Origin of the sequence: Mesorhizobium australafricanum, assembly GCF_033977265.1 — a bacterium.
Classification (GTDB): domain Bacteria; phylum Pseudomonadota; class Alphaproteobacteria; order Rhizobiales; family Rhizobiaceae; genus Mesorhizobium; species Mesorhizobium australafricanum.
Map to the genome: position 1 here is coordinate 33,183 of NZ_JAVIIT010000002.1, position 17,910 is coordinate 51,092.

Annotated in this window: 18 protein-coding genes, 1 tRNA gene and 1 pseudogene; 12 read left to right on the top strand and 8 right to left on the bottom strand. The window is 61.2% G+C overall.

The features are described 5' to 3' along the window. Nucleotides 1–3: 3 nt before the first annotated feature. The 3 genes from adh (at nucleotide 4) to RFM98_RS03700 (ending at nucleotide 2,753) form a co-directional block, all read left to right on the top strand. Nucleotides 4–1,521 carry an aldehyde dehydrogenase gene (gene adh / locus RFM98_RS03685; protein WP_320307574.1) on the top strand — a complete coding sequence of 506 codons (1,518 nt, stop codon included), beginning with the start codon at nucleotides 4–6 and terminating at the stop codon, nucleotides 1,519–1,521. Nucleotides 1,522–1,586: 65 nt separating this feature from the next. Continuing rightward, nucleotides 1,587–1,919: a DUF779 domain-containing protein gene (locus RFM98_RS03690; protein ID WP_320217541.1), complete on the top strand. Its 333-nt coding sequence runs from the start codon at nucleotides 1,587–1,589 to the stop codon at nucleotides 1,917–1,919. A gap of 402 nt (nucleotides 1,920–2,321) precedes the next feature. Next, a complete protein-coding gene (locus RFM98_RS03700; RefSeq protein ID WP_320307575.1) occupies nucleotides 2,322–2,753 on the top strand; it encodes an ion channel in 432 nt (143 codons plus the stop codon). 20 nt (nucleotides 2,754–2,773) lie between these two features. On the opposite strand, the gene hemN is transcribed toward RFM98_RS03700, so the two are convergent. After that, on the bottom strand, nucleotides 2,774–4,153 hold the full coding sequence (gene hemN, locus RFM98_RS03705) for an oxygen-independent coproporphyrinogen III oxidase (protein ID WP_320307576.1): 1,380 nt from the start codon (nucleotides 4,151–4,153) through the stop codon (nucleotides 2,774–2,776). A 107-nt stretch (nucleotides 4,154–4,260) separates the two neighbouring features. Here hemN and RFM98_RS03710 point away from each other — a divergent pair, with 107 nt between their 5' ends. Together RFM98_RS03710 and ccoN are read left to right on the top strand one after the other, a co-directional pair. Beyond that, a complete protein-coding gene (locus RFM98_RS03710; protein WP_320307577.1) occupies nucleotides 4,261–4,974 on the top strand; it encodes a Crp/Fnr family transcriptional regulator in 714 nt (237 codons plus the stop codon). Nucleotides 4,975–5,229: 255 nt separating this feature from the next. Next, nucleotides 5,230–6,609 (top strand): annotated as a pseudogene (ccoN, locus tag RFM98_RS03715) (cytochrome-c oxidase, cbb3-type subunit I); the annotation flags it as partial. Between the two features lie 48 nt (nucleotides 6,610–6,657). Here the strand turns inward: ccoN and RFM98_RS03720 are convergent. The 3 genes from RFM98_RS03720 to RFM98_RS03730 all read right to left on the bottom strand — a co-directional run bounded on the left by RFM98_RS03720 (nucleotide 6,658) and on the right by RFM98_RS03730 (nucleotide 7,267). Next, nucleotides 6,658–6,909 (bottom strand): GIY-YIG nuclease family protein, encoded by a 252-nt coding sequence (locus RFM98_RS03720; RefSeq protein WP_320307578.1) that lies wholly within the window; start codon nucleotides 6,907–6,909, stop codon nucleotides 6,658–6,660. 7 nt (nucleotides 6,910–6,916) lie between these two features. Continuing rightward, nucleotides 6,917–7,081, bottom strand: coding sequence for a GIY-YIG nuclease family protein (locus RFM98_RS03725; RefSeq protein ID WP_320307579.1), 165 nt, complete (start codon nucleotides 7,079–7,081; stop codon nucleotides 6,917–6,919). 95 nt (nucleotides 7,082–7,176) lie between these two features. Further along, nucleotides 7,177–7,267 (bottom strand) — tRNA-Ser (locus RFM98_RS03730). Nucleotides 7,268–7,716: 449 nt separating this feature from the next. On the opposite strand from RFM98_RS03730, the gene RFM98_RS03735 reads away from it, so the two are divergent. Continuing rightward, on the top strand, nucleotides 7,717–8,919 hold the full coding sequence (locus RFM98_RS03735) for a porin (RefSeq protein WP_320307580.1): 1,203 nt from the start codon (nucleotides 7,717–7,719) through the stop codon (nucleotides 8,917–8,919). Between the two features lie 81 nt (nucleotides 8,920–9,000). Then, nucleotides 9,001–9,279, top strand: a complete 279-nt coding sequence (locus RFM98_RS03740) for a hypothetical protein (RefSeq protein WP_320307581.1) — start codon at nucleotides 9,001–9,003, stop codon at nucleotides 9,277–9,279. Nucleotides 9,280–9,598: 319 nt separating this feature from the next. Here RFM98_RS03740 and RFM98_RS03745 read toward each other — a convergent pair whose 3' ends face one another. Continuing rightward, a complete protein-coding gene (locus RFM98_RS03745; RefSeq protein ID WP_320307582.1) occupies nucleotides 9,599–11,275 on the bottom strand; it encodes a tetratricopeptide repeat-containing sulfotransferase family protein in 1,677 nt (558 codons plus the stop codon). 115 nt (nucleotides 11,276–11,390) lie between these two features. On the opposite strand from RFM98_RS03745, the gene RFM98_RS03750 reads away from it, so the two are divergent. Next, the gene (locus tag RFM98_RS03750) at nucleotides 11,391–12,503 is read left to right on the top strand and encodes a pyridoxal phosphate-dependent aminotransferase (protein WP_320307583.1); all 1,113 of its coding nucleotides are present in this window, start codon (nucleotides 11,391–11,393) and stop codon (nucleotides 12,501–12,503) included. Between the two features lie 103 nt (nucleotides 12,504–12,606). Here RFM98_RS03750 and RFM98_RS03755 read toward each other — a convergent pair whose 3' ends face one another. Next, nucleotides 12,607–13,095 (bottom strand): winged helix DNA-binding protein, encoded by a 489-nt coding sequence (locus tag RFM98_RS03755; RefSeq protein WP_320307584.1) that lies wholly within the window; start codon nucleotides 13,093–13,095, stop codon nucleotides 12,607–12,609. A 146-nt stretch (nucleotides 13,096–13,241) separates the two neighbouring features. On the opposite strand from RFM98_RS03755, the gene RFM98_RS03760 reads away from it, so the two are divergent. The 3 genes from RFM98_RS03760 (at nucleotide 13,242) to RFM98_RS03770 (ending at nucleotide 15,581) form a co-directional block, all read left to right on the top strand. Beyond that, nucleotides 13,242–13,523, top strand: a complete 282-nt coding sequence (locus RFM98_RS03760) for an acylphosphatase (protein ID WP_320307585.1) — start codon at nucleotides 13,242–13,244, stop codon at nucleotides 13,521–13,523. Between the two features lie 197 nt (nucleotides 13,524–13,720). After that, complete coding sequence (locus tag RFM98_RS03765) at nucleotides 13,721–14,368, top strand: TetR/AcrR family transcriptional regulator (RefSeq protein ID WP_320307586.1); 648 nt, start codon at nucleotides 13,721–13,723, stop codon at nucleotides 14,366–14,368. Nucleotides 14,369–14,417: 49 nt separating this feature from the next. After that, entirely contained in the window at nucleotides 14,418–15,581 is a 1,164-nt protein-coding gene (locus tag RFM98_RS03770; protein ID WP_320307587.1) for an isovaleryl-CoA dehydrogenase, read from the top strand. On the opposite strand, the gene RFM98_RS03775 is transcribed toward RFM98_RS03770, so the two are convergent. Next, nucleotides 15,578–15,946 carry a type II toxin-antitoxin system HicB family antitoxin gene (locus tag RFM98_RS03775; protein ID WP_320214373.1) on the bottom strand — a complete coding sequence of 123 codons (369 nt, stop codon included), beginning with the start codon at nucleotides 15,944–15,946 and terminating at the stop codon, nucleotides 15,578–15,580. The two genes, RFM98_RS03770 and RFM98_RS03775, sit on opposite strands and share 4 nt — an antisense overlap. After that, the gene (locus RFM98_RS03780; RefSeq protein ID WP_320307588.1) at nucleotides 15,943–16,386 is read right to left on the bottom strand and encodes a type II toxin-antitoxin system HicA family toxin; all 444 of its coding nucleotides are present in this window, start codon (nucleotides 16,384–16,386) and stop codon (nucleotides 15,943–15,945) included. The genes RFM98_RS03775 and RFM98_RS03780 overlap by 4 nt, the downstream gene beginning before the upstream one ends. On the opposite strand from RFM98_RS03780, the gene RFM98_RS03785 reads away from it, so the two are divergent. Continuing rightward, entirely contained in the window at nucleotides 16,301–17,908 is a 1,608-nt protein-coding gene (locus RFM98_RS03785) for a carboxyl transferase domain-containing protein (RefSeq protein WP_320307589.1), read from the top strand. The two genes, RFM98_RS03780 and RFM98_RS03785, sit on opposite strands and share 86 nt — an antisense overlap. Nucleotides 17,909–17,910: the final 2 nt, after the last annotated feature.

A 17,910-nucleotide genomic window follows, 5' to 3' on the forward strand; every position in this document is an offset into this window, starting at 1 on the left:
CACATGAACAAGGTTGAATTCTCACGCTCGGTCAAGGCGCCCTTCGACAAGCGTTACGGCAACTTCATCGGCGGCAAATGGACTGAACCCCGCTCCGGCCGCTACTTCGAGAACCGCTCGCCGGTGAACGGCCAGCTTCTATGCGAAGTGGCGCGTTCGGATGCCCAGGACATCGAGGCCGCTCTGGACGCGGCGCACGCGGCGAAGGATGCCTGGGCGCGCACCAGCGTGGCCGAGCGGTCGCTCATCCTCAACCGCATCGCCGACCGTATGGAGGAAAATCTCGATCTCCTTGCCTGCGCCGAAACCTGGGACAACGGCAAGCCGATCCGCGAAACGACCGCTGCGGATCTGCCTTTGGCGATCGACCATTTTCGCTATTTCGCCGGCGCGTTGCGTGGCCAGGAAGGCAGCCTTTCCCAGATCGACGACGATACAGTCGCCTATCATTTCCATGAGCCGCTCGGGGTTGTCGGCCAGATCATCCCGTGGAACTTCCCGCTGCTGATGGCGTGCTGGAAGCTTGCTCCCGCGCTTGCGGCCGGAAACTGCGTCGTGCTGAAGCCCGCCGAGCAGACGCCGGCCGCAATCCTGCTGTGGGCCGATCTTATCGGCGATCTCCTGCCGCCAGGCGTGCTCAACATCGTCAACGGCTTTGGCCTCGAAGCCGGCAAGCCGCTCGCGTCGTCACCGCGCATTGCCAAGATCGCCTTTACCGGCGAGACCACGACGGGCCGGCTCATCATGCAGTATGCCAGCCAGAATCTGATCCCCGTCACGCTGGAACTCGGCGGCAAGTCGCCCAACATCTTCTTCAAGGACGTTGTCGCCGAGGACGACGACTTCTTCGACAAGGCGATCGAAGGCTTCGTCATGTTCGCGCTGAACCAGGGCGAGGTCTGCACCTGCCCGAGCCGCGCGCTCATCCATGAATCGATCTACGACACCTTCATGGAACGTGCCCTCAAGCGCGTCGAAGCGATCGTCCAGGGGGATCCGCTTGATCCGGCAACGATGATCGGTGCGCAGGCCTCGTCCGAGCAATTGGAAAAGATCCTGTCGTATATCGACATAGGCCGCCAGGAAGGCGCCGAGGTGCTGACCGGCGGTGCCCGCAATCTTCTGCCTGGTGATCTTGCAGGTGGCTACTACGTCAAGCCGACAGTGTTCAAGGGCCACAACAAGATGCGCATCTTCCAGGAGGAAATCTTCGGGCCGGTGGTTTCGGTGACGACCTTCAAGGACGATGACGAAGCGCTCAGCATCGCCAATGACACGCTCTACGGCCTCGGCGCCGGCATCTGGACACGCGATGGCAACCGCGCCTACCGCTTCGGCCGCGCGATCCAGGCCGGCCGCGTCTGGACCAACTGCTACCACGCCTATCCGGCACATGCCGCTTTCGGTGGCTACAAGCAGTCCGGCATCGGCCGTGAGACGCACAAGATGATGCTCGACCACTACCAGCAGACCAAGAACATGCTGGTCAGCTACAGCCCGAAGAAGCTCGGCTTCTTCTGATCGCCTCTTGGCTCATAGGCGTGGCCCTCAAGGGCTGCGCCTATGAGTGAATCCAGGGAAAGCCCATGCAAGCGAAAGTCACCGCAACGCCGGCGGCCCTTGAACTCGTCGCCGAGATCGTCGCCGAGCATGGTCCGGTGCTTTTCCATCAATCCGGCGGCTGCTGCGACGGCTCGTCGCCCATGTGCTATCCGCGTGCCGACTTCATCGTCAGTGATCAGGATGTGCTGCTCGGCCATATCGCCGAGGCGCCCTTCTACATCGGCGCATCGCAATTCGAGGCCTGGAAGCATACCGATCTCATCATCGACGTGGTGCCCGGCCGAGGCGGCATGTTCTCGCTCGACAATGGCCGGGAGAAGCGGTTCCTGACACGGTCGACCATCTGTTCCGTTTGAATGTGAGGGACAGCATCGGGCTGCGTCCTCGTTGTCTCAGCGCAACGAACACCCTGTAAATCGGATGCAACATACCTGCCTCCAAAGCGGACAAGCTGTGTGAAACACTACCTAAAGCGCGTCGCGCTGAATCGGATTCAGGCGACGCGCTTTAGGTCTTTGTTTTGATGCATGTCGTTGTCCCAGAACCGCTGCGCACTTCTGGGCGACATGCATTAGGGACATTCGTTTACCGCTGCGCGCCCGGCGGGGCGATTACCCTGGCATGTCGTGTCGGGGATGAGCGGAGCGGTCCTGCCGCGTGACAGCCTGAGGTATGAAAAGGGCAAGTCCGCCAGTTATGAGATATCCGGCTTGATCCTACGCAACGACCGCTGCCGTCGGGGTGCGTAGTTTCCACCGATGATTTTCAATCTTGGCATCGGTACGATCGTCATAAGCCTGACGGTTCTGATCCACACTTTCGGCCTTATCGCGGTCACTCACGTGATGGCACGCCTTGTGGCGCTCTTTCGCATGCATGGGCGGCGCAGCCGGGTCCTGGCCATGATCAGCGTGGTTATGGGGCTTTTCGCGGTCATGACGGCTGAAGTCTGGCTATGGGTCGGAATCTACCGGCTGCTCGGGGTCTTGAGCGACTTCGAGACGGCGCTTTACTTCTCGACCATCACCTTTTCGACGGTCGGCTATGGAGATGTGGTGCCCGCCCATGGCTGGCGCGTGCTGGCCGCCTTGGAGGGTATCAATGGCTTTCTACTGATTGGATGGTCGACCGCCTATCTGATCGGGGCCGGCACCCGTGTCGGCCCCTTCAGGATCGGCGAGCATTTTTGATCCGCTGCCGGAGCCATCGCTCAAACCGCTGGCGAGTGCCTGCCGGTTCCATTGCTAAGATATTTGTCAAATCTCGCCGCCACTGTCCTAACGAGAGGCCGGCTTTTTTCCGGCACGACGAAGTTTTCACCGTCGAGCCGAAGAAGCTGGCCTGCGCCGCTGATGGCCATGCGGCTCGCTTCGCAAAGCAGTGTCTGGCCGACCGCTCCAAAGCGTTCGACAAGGTCAACCGCCGAGAAAGTGAAGTTGCACATCAGGCGCTCGATGACCCAGCCCCGCGCCAGGTCATCCAGACTGAACTCGACACCTCGCGCTATCGCCAGCTCTCCTGAATTCACGGCTTTCTGGTACTCACCCGTCGCAACGATGTTTTGTGCATGGCCCTGGCGATACCGGCTGATCGAGGAGGGACCTAGACCGATCAGGGTTTCGCACTGGTCCTCGGTGTAGCCCTGGAAATTGCGGCGGATCTTGCCCGAACGGGCGGCAACCGCCAGCGTGTCCTCCGGCTTTGCGAAATGGTCCAATCCCAATGCCTCGTAGCCGGCATCGACGATCAGCCGCGCGGCAAGCTGCGACTGCGCCAGACGTGCCGCGGAATCGGGCAGCCAGGCTTCATCGATCATCGTCTGGTGCTTCTTGAACCACGGCACGTGCGCGTAGCCGAACAAGGCCAGCCTGTCTGGCGCCAGCGTCAGCGCTTGCGCGACCGTCGCCGCAACGCTCTCGCAGGTCTGATGCGGGAGCCCATAGAGCAGGTCCAGGTTGACAGAGAGAACACCCCGCGCACGCACCGCTTCGACTACGCTCTTGGTCAGCGCAAAGCTCTGCTCGCGATTGATTGCCTTCTGTACGTTGGGATCGAAGTCCTGGACGCCAAGGCTTGCTCTGGTCATCCCGATCGCAGCGAAGGCATCGAGCCGCCCCTCGTCCATGTCGTTCGGATCGATCTCGACGCTGAGGCTGGCATCGTCGAGAAAGACGAACCGGTCTCGCAACGCCCTTCCGAGCATGAGGATGTCGTCGGGCTTCAGCATTGTCGGGGAGCCGCCACCGAAATGGACGGCGCGGACCCTGCCCCGGCCACCCACAAGGCCGCCGACCGTTTCGATCTCCTTGTGGAGTGAGCGCAGGAAGGTGGCCACGGGCGCATAGTGACGTGTTTGCTTGGTATGGCAGGCACAGAACCAGCACAAGCGGTCGCAATAGGGGATATGCAGATAGAGCGATATCTCGTCATCGGCATCAAGCGCATTCATCCACCCGCGAACCGTGACCGCGTCAATGCCCGGATGAAAATGCGGCGCTGTCGGATAGCTCGTGTAGCGCGGCACGTTGTCGCCAAGGCCCACGGTCGGGGTTGGGCGCGTGGAATCGATGGTAGCGGCGGAAGGGGTCATGACGGTCAAACTGCCTGAACAACGCCGGCAAAACCTTGATTTCGATCAAGGCGACTCAGGGCCCATCTGGCGCAAATTGCAGTCCCTATTTGATCACGGGCGTCGCAATGGCCGCCAGACAGGATGCTCAGCAAGCCGACGTTCCCGCAATTTGCAAATCCTGCGAAGCGCGGCAGGGCGGATTATGCGGTGCGCTCAACGCCCGCCAACTTGCCGAGTTGGCCGAAGCCTCGTCCATGCATGAGGTTTCGGCAGGGACGGAACTGCCCGACGAGGGAACCTATTCGAACCTGTTGTCCGGCGTGGTCAAGCTCACGAGAGACCTTTCGGATGGTCGTCAGCAGATTGTCGGGTTCCATTTCGCGCCCGACCTTCTGGGCAGGCCGTTCGAGGCAAAAAGGCCGATCAAGGCCGAAGCCTTGACGAATGTGGCGCTGTGCTCGTTTCCAAGGACGCTTGTCGATCGAATGGCCAACGAGACGCCGGAGCTTGGACGTCGACTGCTGAAGCATGCGCTGGACGAGCTCGACGACGCACGCGACTGGATGGCGGCGCCGGGGCGCAAGACGGCGTCCGAGAAGGTCGCAAGCTTCCTTCTCATGGTCGCCAGAAACATCGATCCCGCTCACCGGCCGGCCAGCTCGATAAGCTTCGACCTGCCGCTGACGCGCGCGGATATCGCCGATTTTCTTGGGCTGACGATCGAGACGGTAAGCCGAGAATTGTCCAGGCTGCGATTGGACGGCGCGATCCGGATCGCAAACAAGCGGCAGATCAGCCTCGCAAGCATAGCTCAGCTCGAGGCACGCTGCGGCGATTGAACAGCGACCGCCGCGCCTTTGCCGGACAGTGGTCGAGTTTCGGCCACCGAACCAAGCCCCGGTGTTCGGTCAGCAAATCGTTTGGTTTGCCCTTGGTACAGTCGGCAGTCGTTCCGGCAGCCGGCTCATGCACGCCCCCCAAACAAAAGCGGTCTGCGTTTGACCTGGATCAAGGCCGGGGACGGCAAAATCCCGAAAAGGTGCCGCGAGCGGGCATTTCCGCCGAAACTTTCGAGACGAGATCGGGGACTTGCGATGAAATTTGGCACGGAGATCGTCCTTTTAAGCCTGTTTGCTTTTGGCGCTCTTGTCGCCGCCGGCTTCGGCGTGGATGAACCTTTTCGCCAGCACATGTGGGTCTTGTTCTTCGCCGTGGCTGGCTTCACTGCGATCCTGCTGCGCAATGCGGATTTCAAGCCCGCGGCGGCGATCGATCCCTCCGCCTACATGGATGGTCCTATCCGCTACGGGGCCATCGCAACGGTGTTCTGGGGCGTCGTTGGCATGCTGGTCGGCGTGATCATCGCGCTGCAGCTTGCATACCCTAACCTCAACATCGAGCCTTGGTTCAATTTCGGCCGGCTGCGGCCGCTCCACACTTCCGGCGTCGTGTTTGCCTTCGGCGGCAACGCGCTGATTTGCACCTCGCTTTACGTCGTCCAACGCACCTGCCGGGCACGCCTCTTCGGCGGCAATCTCGCCTGGTTCGTCTTCTGGGGGTATCAGCTTTTCATCGTCATGGCCGCGACCGGCTATCTGCTGGGCATCACCGAGAGCCGCGAATATGCCGAGCCGGAATGGTATGTCGATATCTGGCTGACCATCGTCTGGGTCGCCTATCTCCTGCTCTTCCTCGGCACGATCCTGAAGCGCAAGGAACCGCATATCTACGTCGCCAACTGGTTCTACCTCTCCTTCATCGTCACCATCGCGATGCTTCACGTCGTCAACAATCTGTCGATGCCGGCATCATTCCTGGGATCGAAGAGCTATTCGGCCTTCTCCGGCGTCCAGGACGCACTCACGCAGTGGTGGTATGGCCACAACGCGGTCGGCTTCTTCCTTACCGCCGGTTTCCTGGGCATGATGTATTATTTCGTGCCCAAGCAGGTTAATCGGCCGGTCTATTCCTACCGCCTTTCGATCATCCACTTCTGGGCACTGATCTTCCTGTACATCTGGGCAGGTCCTCATCATCTTCATTATACCGCCCTGCCCGATTGGGCGCAGACGCTGGGCATGGTGTTCTCGATCATGCTGTGGATGCCTTCCTGGGGCGGCATGATCAACGGCCTCATGACGCTCTCCGGGGCCTGGGACAAGATTCGTACGGACCCGATTGTCCGCATGATGGTTGCGGCCATCGCCTTCTACGGCATGTCGACCTTCGAAGGTCCGATGATGTCGATCAAGACCGTCAACTCGCTCTCGCACTACACGGATTGGACAATCGGCCACGTCCATTCGGGCGCGCTCGGCTGGGTCGGCCTGATCACGTTTGGCGCGATCTACTACATGGTGCCCAAGCTCTGGAACCGCGAGCGGCTCTATTCGCTGCGGCTCGTCACCTGGCACTTCTGGCTGGCGACGCTCGGTATCGTTGTCTACGCGGCAGTGATGTGGGTCTCGGGCATAAGCTAGGCCGTTTTCCTTTTCATTTCAGATGGATAAGCCCTGGATCAGTCAGCAGGGCTCTGTCCGCCAAAACCGTTTGTTGGCGAAGGCCTTGCCGGACCCGGTCTTGAAATATTGCTCGAGTTGCCGCGCGTTGGCCTCGGTTTCGACCCCGACGTAGGCCTTCAAGGTGACAGGCAAATAAGCCTTGGTCGAGGTCACCTGTCCTGATTGATGCGATTCGAAACGTCGCCGAAGATCGCTTGTCGATCCGACATAGACATCGCCGCTATGGAGCTGCAGGAAATAGACGTACCACATGGTCCCCCTACGCTACTTCGTAGCTTCGGGCGACACTCCTACGCCCAAAATGCGGTTCCGGGTGGCCTGCCACCCGAAGCCCGCAGGGCGATTCGAAACGTCGCCGAAGATCGCTTGTCGATCCGACATAGACATCGCCGCTATGGAGCTGCAGGAAATAGACGTACCACATGGTCCCCCTACGCTACTTCGTAGCTTCGGGCGACACTCCTACGCCCAAAATGCGGTTCCGGGTGGCCTGCCACCCGAAGCCCGCAGGGCGTAGGGTGGCGGAGAGGATGGGATTCGAACCCACGAGAAGCTTTTGACCTCTACTCCCTTAGCAGGGGAGCGCCTTCGACCACTCGGCCACCTCTCCGTCGCGCCGCTGGATAAAGAAAAGCGCCGGCACAATCAACAAGCCGGCGCCATAATCAGCGAAAAATCAGCAAGTGGGCGCGCGCCTGCCATCCCAAGTGGCGATTCTGCGGCGATCGCCTGGCGGCCGACTCGCCGGCGCGCCGCAATTCGGTCGACCCTTTGCCGGATTCGCCCGGATTCAGGTGCCTCAACGGCCTGGATGGTTAACGAGAGCTTTCTGAGTGAGGCCAAATCGTGTCATTTGTGCAACAACCCCCGGGGATAGCGCCCGGACAGCCCTTGCGCCGGTACGATCGTGGTTGAACGGCGCCGGCTCATGGGTAATGTCAGCTTCGAAGGAGCGGCGCGGTGCGCATCTTTTTCGGTAGTGGGGATGGGGCAGGGAACGCTGTCCTTCAGCAAAAAATACCCAGACCCGTTTTTTAACTTTTGACTGGAGGTCAGAAAATGAACATCAAGAGCCTTCTTCTCGGCTCAGCTGCGGCCCTGATCGCAGTTTCCGGTGCACGCGCCGCCGACGCGGTGACCGTCGCCGAGCCGGAACCGGCTGAATACGTCAAGATCTGCGACGTGTACGGCTCGGGCTACTTCTACATCCCCGGCACCGAAACCTGCCTGCGCATCGGCGGCTATGTCCGCTACGACATCGGCGTGGGCGACGTCGGCTCGTTCGACGGCGCGAAGTCGTTCGATCACCAGGACGGTGATGAGCAGAGCACGTTCTACAAGAACGCCCGCTTCACGTTGAAGACCTGGACCGGCCAGGAAACCGAGCTCGGCACGTTGAAGACCTACACCGAGACCCGCTTCAACTTCGGCAACCGCAACGGCTACGGCGCCCGTACCACCACCACCACCGGTGGTCCTACTGCCCCCGTTACGAACGTGAACACGTTCGGCAACCCCGCCGGCAACAAGAACGTTTCGCTGAACTTCGCCTGGATCCAGCTCGGTGGCCTCCGCGTCGGTAAGGACGAATCGGCCTTCGACACGTTCATCGGCTACGCCGGCAACGTCATCCAGGATACGATCGTTCCCTACGGTGACTTCGACACCAACGTCGTTCAGTACTACTTCGACGCCGGCAACGGCTTCTCGGCGGTGGTCTCGCTCGAAGAAGGTTCGGGTGTTGTCGGCACGATCGACAGCTACGTTCCGCATGTCGTCGGCGGCGTGAAGTGGACCCAGGGCTGGGGCGCGATCTCCGGTGTTGTCGCCTATGACAGCAACTACGAGCAAGTGACCGGCAAGGTCCGTTTGGACGTCACCGTCAACGACGCGATCTCGCTGTTCGGCATGTTCGGCTACGGCAACGACGGCGACCTGAACGACGACGCCGCCAACTCTATCGACGCCCATGGTCGCGGCTTCTACAAGCAGTGGGGCGGCAACTGGGCCTGGTGGGCCGGCGGTACCTACAAGTTCAACGAGAAGACCTCGTTCAACCTCCAGGCGTCGGGTGACGACGACAAGAACTACGGCCTCGCGGCGAATATCGCCTATGATATCGTCCCCGGCTTCACGGTCACGGCCGAAGTTGACTGGGATCACTACGGCAACTTCGACACCCCGACCCTCTACGGCAACTGGACGAATGCCGACAAGAAGAACAGCGTCGGCGGTCTCCTCCGCTTCCAGCGCTCGTTCTAATAGACTTCGCTTCGGCGAAATCGAAACCCGGCGGGCAACCGCCGGGTTTTTTCTTTTTTGCTGGCGGTACTCGAGACGCCAATGCGCAGCGCTGCGTTCGGCACGATCGCAGGGATCCGTGCGCCAATCCGACAGGTCGCAGACATACTGACAGCCAGTATTTCAGAGTTTGTTTCGGTGAAGCATCGCAAGCGTTCGCAACTGGCCGGTCCCTCCCCCACCGTCGTCAAACAATCCTTGGGCATAGCGACGCGAAGCGGAGCGAAGCCCAAAGGATCCTGTGTGACTTTTGCCGAGAAGTGCAGCGGAGCAGGTTCTGCACCGCTTGCGGCGCTTCGAAGCCACGGCGTGGAAAACTGACGGGGCGCTTCGGCCATCGCAAACGTTCGCAACTGGCCGGAGCCTTCCCAACGTCGTCATCCTTGGGCGCAGCGACGCGAAGCGGAGCGAAGACCCAAGGATCCATGCCGTGACTTTTGCCGAGGAGTGCAGCGGCACAGAATTCCGCACCGCGGTGGCGCTCTTAAAGCGCGTCGCGTGGAAACGGATTCAGGCGACGCGCTTTAAGTCCTTGTTTTTATGCATGTCGTTGTTCCAGAACCGCGTACACTTCTGGGCGACATGCATTAAGTTACGACATGGATCCTCGGGTCAAGCCCGAGGATGACGAAAGCAAGTTTCAAACCTCAGCAAGATCGCCCAAAGCTTCGATCAGCGGTTGGATCTCGCTTTCGTAATTCTTCCAACGCTTGACGGACGACTTGTAGATCGGCTGGCGAACCTGCCAACGGCTGAAAGTATTTACCGAGCTGTTCCTGTCAAAAAAGCGCAAACAGGCATCGTCCCAAGGCAGCCCGAGATAATCTATGAGGCGGCGCGACTGCGCCTCCTGATCTTCAATCAGTGTCTCATACCGGTTTTCAAAGATGCGCCCCGGAAGAACCTTGTTCCAGTGCTGCATCAGGCGGTCATACTCCCGGTAGTAAAGTCCCAGCGTTCGAAGGTCAGCGCTATAACTGTGTCCTTCACCGAATTGCAGGACGAAGCAGGAGATGCAATTGTCGATGGCATCGCGGCGGCAATGAATTATGCGCGCGTTGGGAAAAAGAATACCGATCAATCCGATCAACTCGAAATTGTGAGGCATCTTGTCGACGATGCGAAGCGCGTCAGGCGCTCGCTCGCGCAGATACGCAAGATGCTCTGCGGCCAGCGTCTTGACCAGTTCGGGAGTAATCGTCGTGATCGATTTGCCGAGGTCTGTCTCGAAGTTGCGCTTGAGGCCTATCCCATTGGCCATTCGTCTAAGCTTGCTGAGCTCGCCGGCGCCATGAACATTGGGATGGCTGGCACAGATCTGCTCGGTCAGTGTCGTGCCCGAGCGAGGCATGCCGACGACGAACACAGGCACCTCGGACGGATCGCCGTAAGCGGCCATTGACGCCACCAGTTCCGGTGTGAAGGTTTCGATCATGGCATCGACGGAGCGACGGTAGTTTTCCAGATCGAATTTATGGCCCCCGGCTTGATTCCCTTTCTTGAAGTGATCCATCGCCTCCGCGTAGCGACGGAGGTCGTTGAGCAGCTTCCCGGCGGCGTGATGGAGCGATGCCGCTCCCTCCGACCCATGGCCTAGGTCTCGAAGCTCGGTCAGGATTGCCGCAAGTTCTGGCGGCTCTTCCGTGAATTTGCGCGTCTGCACAAGTGCACTGTAAGCAGCCGGCACCGCGATGCGCCGTCCTATTGCCTCTTTCAGGTGAACTGCGGCTTCGTCCATCCGACCGAGGCTTGCGAGTGCGCGAGGCAACCCCAACCGGGCCCCAGGATGATCTCGGTCGATCTTGAGCGCCTTCTCAAAGAGCGGCAGCGCCATTTCTCCCTTGTCAAACGCCTTGTAGGCATCGCCCAGGGCGCAAAGCGCTTCCACCAGATCCGGCTTCAAAGCCAAGGCCTGCTGAAAGTGCCTGATTGCCGGCGTAAACTCGCTGAGCCTCAGGTAGGCCTCACCGAGGCTAAGGTGGTAGTAAGGATTTCGCGGCTCCTCCCCGACCGCCCGGGCGAAGTACCGCAAGGCCTTCTCGTTGTCGTATCCGATGCCGAGGGTTCCCAGGATGTAAAAAGCCAGCGGATGGTTTGGCGTTCTTGCCAGAACCTTGAGGCAAAGTTCCTCGGCCTCTGGCAGTTGCTCGGCTTCTTGTAGCTCGAGCGCCTGCCTCAACAGTATGTCGTCGGCCTGCGCTCGCGATGGACCGGCCTGCGGCTTGGCTTTCGGTGGCGCAGCTTTCGGCTGTACGGCCTTCGCGGCGGGTTGAGTTTTGAGGTGCTTTGCCCAGGCGGGCGGCAATCGGTTGCTCATCGTGCCTCGCTAGCAAAAGTGACAGGCAGAATCCAGCCTAGACCGCTCTTCCGTAACTTGCACCGCCCGACCAGCCACGCTAGCAAGAAAACCTCTTCTCAAGCGAGCCTTTGCCATGCGCCAGCGCCCTTCCCTCACGCCGATCATCGGCGCGCTCCCCACCACGGTGCCGTTCGTCGGCCCGGAGGCGCAGGAGCGCGAGCGCGGCCGGCCTTTCCGCGCTCGTATCGGCGCCAATGAAAGCAGTTTCGGGCCTTCGCCGCGCGTCATCGCCCGCATGGAGAGCGTCGCGCGCGACCAGTGGATGTATTGCGATCCCGACAATTACGAGCTGAAGGTGGCGGCGGCCGCTCACCACGGCGTGGCCATCGAAAACGTGGTGGTCGGCGAAGGCATTGACGGCCTGCTCGGCCTGGTGGCGCGCATGTATGTGGGAGCCGGCGATGCCGTGGTCACCTCGCTCGGCGCCTACCCCACCTTCAATTTCCATATCGCCGGCGTCGGCGGCCGCCTGGTGACGGTGCCCTATGCCAACGACAAGGAAGACCTGGACGGGCTTCTGAGCAAGGTCACGAGCGAAAAGGCGCCGCTGGTCTATCTCTCAAATCCCGACAATCCGATGGGAAGCTGGTGGGAGGCGCCGGACGTCATCCGCTTCATCGAGGCGCTGCCGGAAACCACCATGCTGGTGCTCGACGAGGCCTATGGCGAGTTGGGCCCGGCCTCGGCATTGCCGCCGATCGATGTATCGCGGCCGAACGTCATCCGCATGCGCACCTTCTCCAAGGCTTACGGGCTTGCCGGCATACGCTGCGGCTACGCCGTGGCGGAGGCAGAGGTGATCCGTGACTTCGAGAAGATCCGCAACCATTATGGCGTCAGCCGCATGGCGCAGGTCGCCGGTCTCGAGGCGCTTGCCGATCAGGATTACCTGCGGTCGGTGGTGGCACGCGTGGCCGCGGGCCGCGAGCGCATTTCAGCCATTGCCAGGCAGAACGGCCTGAAGCCATTGCCGTCGGCGACCAATTTCGTCACCATCGACTGCGGCCGCGACGGCCCCTTTGCGCTGAAAGTGATGCAGGGCCTGTTGTCGCGCGACGTGTTCATCCGCAAGCCGATGGCACCTGGGCTCGACCGCTGCATCAGGGTCAGCGTCGGGCTCGACCACGAACTCGACATCTTCGCCGAGGAACTGCCGGGCGCGCTGGCGGCGGCGCGAGGCAACTGACCAAAAACCGGTCCATGCCGTCGAGGTGTCGCCTGAGGGCGAGGCGCAGCCTCTCCTGACTATGCCAGCCGACATCGGCTTGCCGGGAAGCGCGTGGTCAATTTCATATTCTTGCGGTTGCCAGCAGGCGCGTCACGCGGCTCAGCGCATCGGAAAGCTCCGCGGCTTCCTTGTCCTCGAGTTCGACGATCAGGCGGGCAAGGTCGCGGTTCGTCGCCGCCTCAAGATCAACCAGCGCGGCCTTGCCTCGGGTGGTCAGCGAAAGAACGGGCAACCCGTTCTGCGGAGCATCGCGCAGCTCAGCCAGCCCCATGGCGGTGAATTTGCGAAGGACCCTCATGAGATGGGCGGGGGCGAGGTGCAGTTCGACGGCCAGTTCGGACGCCACCGGCGCGAGATCGAGATGAAACATGCGCGCCAGCAAGCCAGCCCGTCCGCCGGCAGGTCGGGCCTTGCGTGCGAGCTCGAACAGAACGCGGGCTTCGGCCAGCGTGTAAGGGCTCTGCATCAAGGTCTCATCGAGCAGTCCGACCAGGCCAGTGTAGAACCGGTTGAAGCGACGAATGTCATGAACCAGGGCTTCGTGCAGCATGCAGACCTCCTCTCAGAGACAATGCGCTCCGATAATTCCCTCATTGGTTGACTGAGTCAATTATTTAAACACGAGGCCGCCCGCCCTCAAAGCCGTTGCATTTGACCTGTTCTGCTCCAGATTTGATAGAAAGATTGGAGCCGACAATGCAGGGTGGGCAAAGAGCCGTTCGGGCCCGTGTTTCCGGTATGGTGCAAGGTGTGAGCTATCGCGTCTGGACGCGCGACGAAGCCGCGCGTCTTGGGGTGAAGGGTTGGGTGCGTAACGAGCGCGACGGCTCGGTCACCGTGCTCGTCGCCGGTGCCGACGCCGCGGTCGCGGCGATGATCGAACGCCTGTGGCAGGGGCCGCGCGGCGCGCTCGTCTCGAAGGTCGAGGTCGAGGAAGCGGCTGGCGACGCGCCCACGGACTTCAGGATCCTCGCTTAAAGCGCGTCGCGCTGAAACGGATTCAGGCGACGCGCTTTAAGTCCTTGTTTTTATGCATGTCCCAGAACCGCGTACACTTCTGGGCGACATGCATTAGCCCCATTCCTCGCCCCAACGGCGAGGGAGAGGAACGACGTGTCATGCGCACTTGAATTAATTGAACGTTCGTTTTATTAATAGCCTTCGTCGAGGCGAACATGGCACGCACCACAGGTTCAGACGGAGAAAAAACCGAGGCGGCCGTCCGCGAGGCGGCGGTCAGCCTGATCGCGCGCCTCGGCTACGAGGCGATGTCGATGCGACAGCTGGCGGCGGAGGTCGGCGTGCAGGCAGCCGCGCTCTACCGCTACTTCCCGACCAAGGAAGACCTTCTGTTCACGCTGATGCGCGAGCATATGGAAGGCCTGCTCGCGGCCTGGAGCGCGGCGCGACCGGCCGCGGCCGATCCGGTGAGCCGGCTCGCCGCCTATGTTGAAAATCACATCGCTTTCCACATCGAGCGGCGTCACGCCACCCATGTCTCCAACATGGAATTGCGCAGCCTTTCGCATGAACGGCTGACGCAGGTCCTCAAGATGCGCACGGCCTATGAGAAGGAATTGCGCACGATTCTGCGCGACGGCGCCGAGGCCGGCATGTTTAGCATCGACGACACGGGGCTCACCGCCATGGCGCTGATCCAGATGATGACCGGCGTCATCGTCTGGTTCCGGCCCGGCGAGCGGCTGTCGGTTGCCGAAGTCACGGCATCATATCTTTCGATGACAATGCGCCTGGTCGGCGCGACAATCAGCCATGGCACCGCGCGTCCCTACGGGCGCGCCAGGGACGCCGTGGCACTCTGATACAGGCATGATCCCCGCGAAGACCGGGGCGTGTGCAGGGAGGAACGGCATGTACACGAATACGCTGAACTTCGGACTTGATCTCGATATCGAGGCGTTGCGCGATACGGTGCGGCGCTTTGCCCAGGACAGGATCGCGCCGATCGCAGCCGAGATCGACCGCTGCAACGAATTCCCCGCGCATTTGTGGGGCGAGCTCGGCGCGCTCGGCCTGCTTGGAATCACCGCCGACCCTGATTTCGGCGGAACCGGCATGAACTATCTCGCGCATGTCGTGGCCATGGAGGAGATTTCGCGCGCATCGGCCTCGGTCGGCCTCTCCTACGGCGCGCACTCGAATCTCTGCGTCAACCAGATCAACCGCTGGGCAACGCCGGCGCAGAAGGAGAAGTACCTGCCCGCCCTCTGCTCGGGCGAAACGGTCGGCGCGCTGGCGATGTCGGAATCCGGCGCCGGCTCGGACGTGGTGTCGCTCAGGCTGCGCGCCGAAAAGCGCAACGACCGCTATGTGCTCAATGGCTCGAAGATGTGGATCACCAATGGTCCCGATGCAGGGACACTGGTGGTCTATGCCAAAACCGATCCGGAGCGGCACTCGCGCGGCATCACCGCCTTCATCGTCGAAAAGACGATGGCCGGATTTTCGGTGGCGCAGAAACTCGACAAGCTCGGCATGCGCGGCTCCAATACCGGTGAGCTGGTGTTCGAGAATGTCGAGGTGCCGTTCGAGAATGTGCTGCATGAGGAAGGACGCGGCGTCGAGGTGCTGATGTCGGGGCTCGACTATGAACGCACCGTGCTTTCCGGCGGACCGATCGGGCTCATGGCTGCCTGTCTCGACGTGGCGATCCCCTATGTCCACGAACGCAAGCAGTTCGGGCAGCCGATCGGCGAGTTCCAGCTCGTGCAGGGCAAGCTGGCCGACATGTACACGACGTTGAGCGCAGCGCGGGCTTACGTCTATGCGGTGGCGGCCGCCTGCGACCGCGGCGAGACCACCCGCAAGGACGCCGCCGGCTGCGTGCTGTTCGCCGCCGAGAAGGCGACGCTAATGGCGCTCGACGCCATCCAGCTGCTCGGCGGCAATGGCTACATCAACGACTATCCGACCGGGCGGCTCTTGCGCGACGCCAAGCTCTACGAGATCGGCGCCGGAACCAGCGAGATCCGCCGCTGGCTGATCGGCCGCGAGATCATGGCGGAGGGGGTTTAATGCGCCCGGCTCGTCACTTTCGTCGAGCCTTCGTCGACCCGCTTGCGGGCAGCTTCGGCGAGCGTGTCCGAGACCCACTGGTTGATCGATTTGCCGTCACTGGAAGCGGCTCGGCTGACAAGACGATGGACCTCTGGCGTGGTCCGCAGAGCGAGTTTGCCAGAAAAGGGCTTTTCCGGTTCCTTGTTCTGTTCGGCGCAAAATTCGAGGTAGTCGTCAACGCATTCATGAAAAGCCTTCAGCAATTCTTCCGCCGAATCGGCTTCGTATGTGAAGATGTCGCGAATACCTATGATACGACCGTGAAACACAACGTCGTTTTCATCGAACTCGATCGTTCCCAGATATCCCTTGTATGGCTTCATAGCTCAACACCTGAATCTATTAGGAAAGTCCTGATCTCCCGAATCACGTACGCTTTCGTATCTGGCGACGGATGCGGTCGATGCACTCGAAGCGTTATCCCATTCAAAGTAAATCGCACTCGCGATCCACGCCCTTCCGACACTCGCGCGCCGAGCGCGATCAGCAAAGCCTCGACGTCGCGCCATTTGATCGAAGCGTTAACCGGGTTCGCGAATATCTTGTCCAATGTCTGCCGGTGCGCCGTCTTCATCGTTTTTCGCCCTCCCCAATCGAATACCTTATGGTCAGTTCCTCTGGGGATAGGGCGAGCGCCCGAAGTGATACTAAAATATGATATCATTTGAGGTTCGTCAATGCCTGCCCTGACCTCGCAGATCTCCCTCTCCTCCGACACCTTCCGCGCCAATGCCGAGCGCATGCGGGCATTGGTCGACGACATCGCCGAAAAGGCGGCAGGCGTCGAGCGCGGCGGCTCGGACGAGGCGCGCGAGCGACATCAGGGCCGCGGCAAGCTCCTGCCGCGCGAGCGCCTGGCGCAATTGCTCGACACCGGCTCGCCCTTCCTCGAGGTCGGGCAGTTCGCGGCATGGTCGATGTATGGCGAGGATATTCCCGCGGCCGGCATCATCACCGGCATCGGCCGCGTCGAGGGCACGGAGGTGATGGTCGTCGTCAACGACGCGACCGTAAAGGGCGGCACCTACTATCCGCTGACTGTGAAGAAGCATCTCAGGGCGCAGGAGATCGCGCTGCAGAACAATCTGCCCTGCGTCTATCTGGTCGACAGCGGCGGCGCCAATCTGCCCAATCAGGACGAGGTGTTTCCCGACCGCGAGCATTTCGGCCGCATCTTCTACAACCAGGCCAACATGTCGGCGGCCGGCATCCCCCAGATCGCCTGCGTCATGGGCTCCTGCACGGCGGGCGGCGCCTATGTGCCGGCGATGTCGGACGAGACGATCATGGTGCGCAACCAGGCGACGATCTTCCTCGGTGGCCCGCCGCTGGTGAAGGCCGCCACCGGCGAGGATGTCAGCGCCGAGGAACTCGGCGGCGCCGATGTCCACACAAGGCTTTCCGGCGTTGCCGACCACTATGCCATGGACGACGAACACGCTTTGGCTATTTGCCGGCGTATCATCAGGAACTTGAATCGGAACAAGGCCATAAGCCTCAATCTGCAGAAACCTGTAGCGCCGCTTCACGATCCGCATGAACTCTACGGCATCGTGCCGACGGATTTGCGCCAGCCCTATGACGTGCGCGAGGTGATCGCCCGCCTCGTCGACGGTTCGGAGTTCGACGAGTTCAAGCAGAATTACGGCACGACTCTCGTCACCGGCTTTGCCCATCTGCACGGCATGCCGGTCGGCATCATCGGCAACAATGGTGTCTTGTTTTCCGAAAGCGCGCTGAAGGGCGCGCATTTCATCGAGCTCTGCTGCCAGCGCGGCATTCCGCTGATCTTCCTGCAAAACATCACCGGCTTCATGGTCGGGCGAAAATACGAGGCCGGCGGCATCGCCAAGGACGGCGCCAAGCTGGTGATGGCTGTCGCCACCGCCAAGGTGCCGAAGCTCACCGTCATCATCGGCGGCTCGTTCGGCGCCGGCAATTACGGCATGTGCGGGCGCGCCTATTCGCCCCGCTTCCTGTGGATGTGGCCGAACGCGCGCATCTCGGTGATGGGCGGCGAGCAGGCGGCGACGGTGCTCGCCATGGTCAAGCGCGAGGGCATCGAGCGCAGGGGTGGTGAGTGGAGCGCCGACGAAGAGGCGAAATTCAGGAAGCCGATCCTGATGAAATACGAGCATGAGGGCCATCCGCTCTATTCCTCGGCACGGCTCTGGGACGACGGCATCATCGATCCGGCAAAGACGCGCGAGGTGCTGGCGCTCAGCCTTTCGGCGGCGCTCAATGCCGGCATCGAAGTGACCAAGTTCGGCGTGTTCAGGATGTGACG

What these genes read in the sequence shown, in the direction of transcription:
- adh (WP_320307574.1), top strand. Translation starts at nt 4, where the DNA reads ATGAACAAGGTTGAATTCTCACGCTCGGTCAAGGCGCCCTTCGACAAG.
- RFM98_RS03690 (WP_320217541.1), top strand. Translation starts at nt 1,587, where the DNA reads ATGCAAGCGAAAGTCACCGCAACGCCGGCGGCCCTTGAACTCGTCGCC.
- RFM98_RS03700 (WP_320307575.1), top strand. Translation starts at nt 2,322, where the DNA reads ATGATTTTCAATCTTGGCATCGGTACGATCGTCATAAGCCTGACGGTT.
- hemN (WP_320307576.1), bottom strand. Translation starts at nt 4,153, where the DNA reads ATGACCCCTTCCGCCGCTACCATCGATTCCACGCGCCCAACCCCGACC.
- RFM98_RS03710 (WP_320307577.1), top strand. Translation starts at nt 4,261, where the DNA reads ATGGCCGCCAGACAGGATGCTCAGCAAGCCGACGTTCCCGCAATTTGC.
- RFM98_RS03720 (WP_320307578.1), bottom strand. Translation starts at nt 6,909, where the DNA reads ATGTGGTACGTCTATTTCCTGCAGCTCCATAGCGGCGATGTCTATGTC.
- RFM98_RS03725 (WP_320307579.1), bottom strand. Translation starts at nt 7,081, where the DNA reads ATGTGGTACGTCTATTTCCTGCAGCTCCATAGCGGCGATGTCTATGTC.
- RFM98_RS03735 (WP_320307580.1), top strand. Translation starts at nt 7,717, where the DNA reads ATGAACATCAAGAGCCTTCTTCTCGGCTCAGCTGCGGCCCTGATCGCA.
- RFM98_RS03740 (WP_320307581.1), top strand. Translation starts at nt 9,001, where the DNA reads ATGCGCAGCGCTGCGTTCGGCACGATCGCAGGGATCCGTGCGCCAATC.
- RFM98_RS03745 (WP_320307582.1), bottom strand. Translation starts at nt 11,275, where the DNA reads ATGAGCAACCGATTGCCGCCCGCCTGGGCAAAGCACCTCAAAACTCAA.
- RFM98_RS03750 (WP_320307583.1), top strand. Translation starts at nt 11,391, where the DNA reads ATGCGCCAGCGCCCTTCCCTCACGCCGATCATCGGCGCGCTCCCCACC.
- RFM98_RS03755 (WP_320307584.1), bottom strand. Translation starts at nt 13,095, where the DNA reads ATGCTGCACGAAGCCCTGGTTCATGACATTCGTCGCTTCAACCGGTTC.
- RFM98_RS03760 (WP_320307585.1), top strand. Translation starts at nt 13,242, where the DNA reads ATGCAGGGTGGGCAAAGAGCCGTTCGGGCCCGTGTTTCCGGTATGGTG.
- RFM98_RS03765 (WP_320307586.1), top strand. Translation starts at nt 13,721, where the DNA reads ATGGCACGCACCACAGGTTCAGACGGAGAAAAAACCGAGGCGGCCGTC.
- RFM98_RS03770 (WP_320307587.1), top strand. Translation starts at nt 14,418, where the DNA reads ATGTACACGAATACGCTGAACTTCGGACTTGATCTCGATATCGAGGCG.
- RFM98_RS03775 (WP_320214373.1), bottom strand. Translation starts at nt 15,946, where the DNA reads ATGAAGCCATACAAGGGATATCTGGGAACGATCGAGTTCGATGAAAAC.
- RFM98_RS03785 (WP_320307589.1), top strand. Translation starts at nt 16,301, where the DNA reads ATGCCTGCCCTGACCTCGCAGATCTCCCTCTCCTCCGACACCTTCCGC.
- RFM98_RS03780 (WP_320307588.1), bottom strand. Translation starts at nt 16,386, where the DNA reads ATGTCGTCGACCAATGCCCGCATGCGCTCGGCATTGGCGCGGAAGGTG.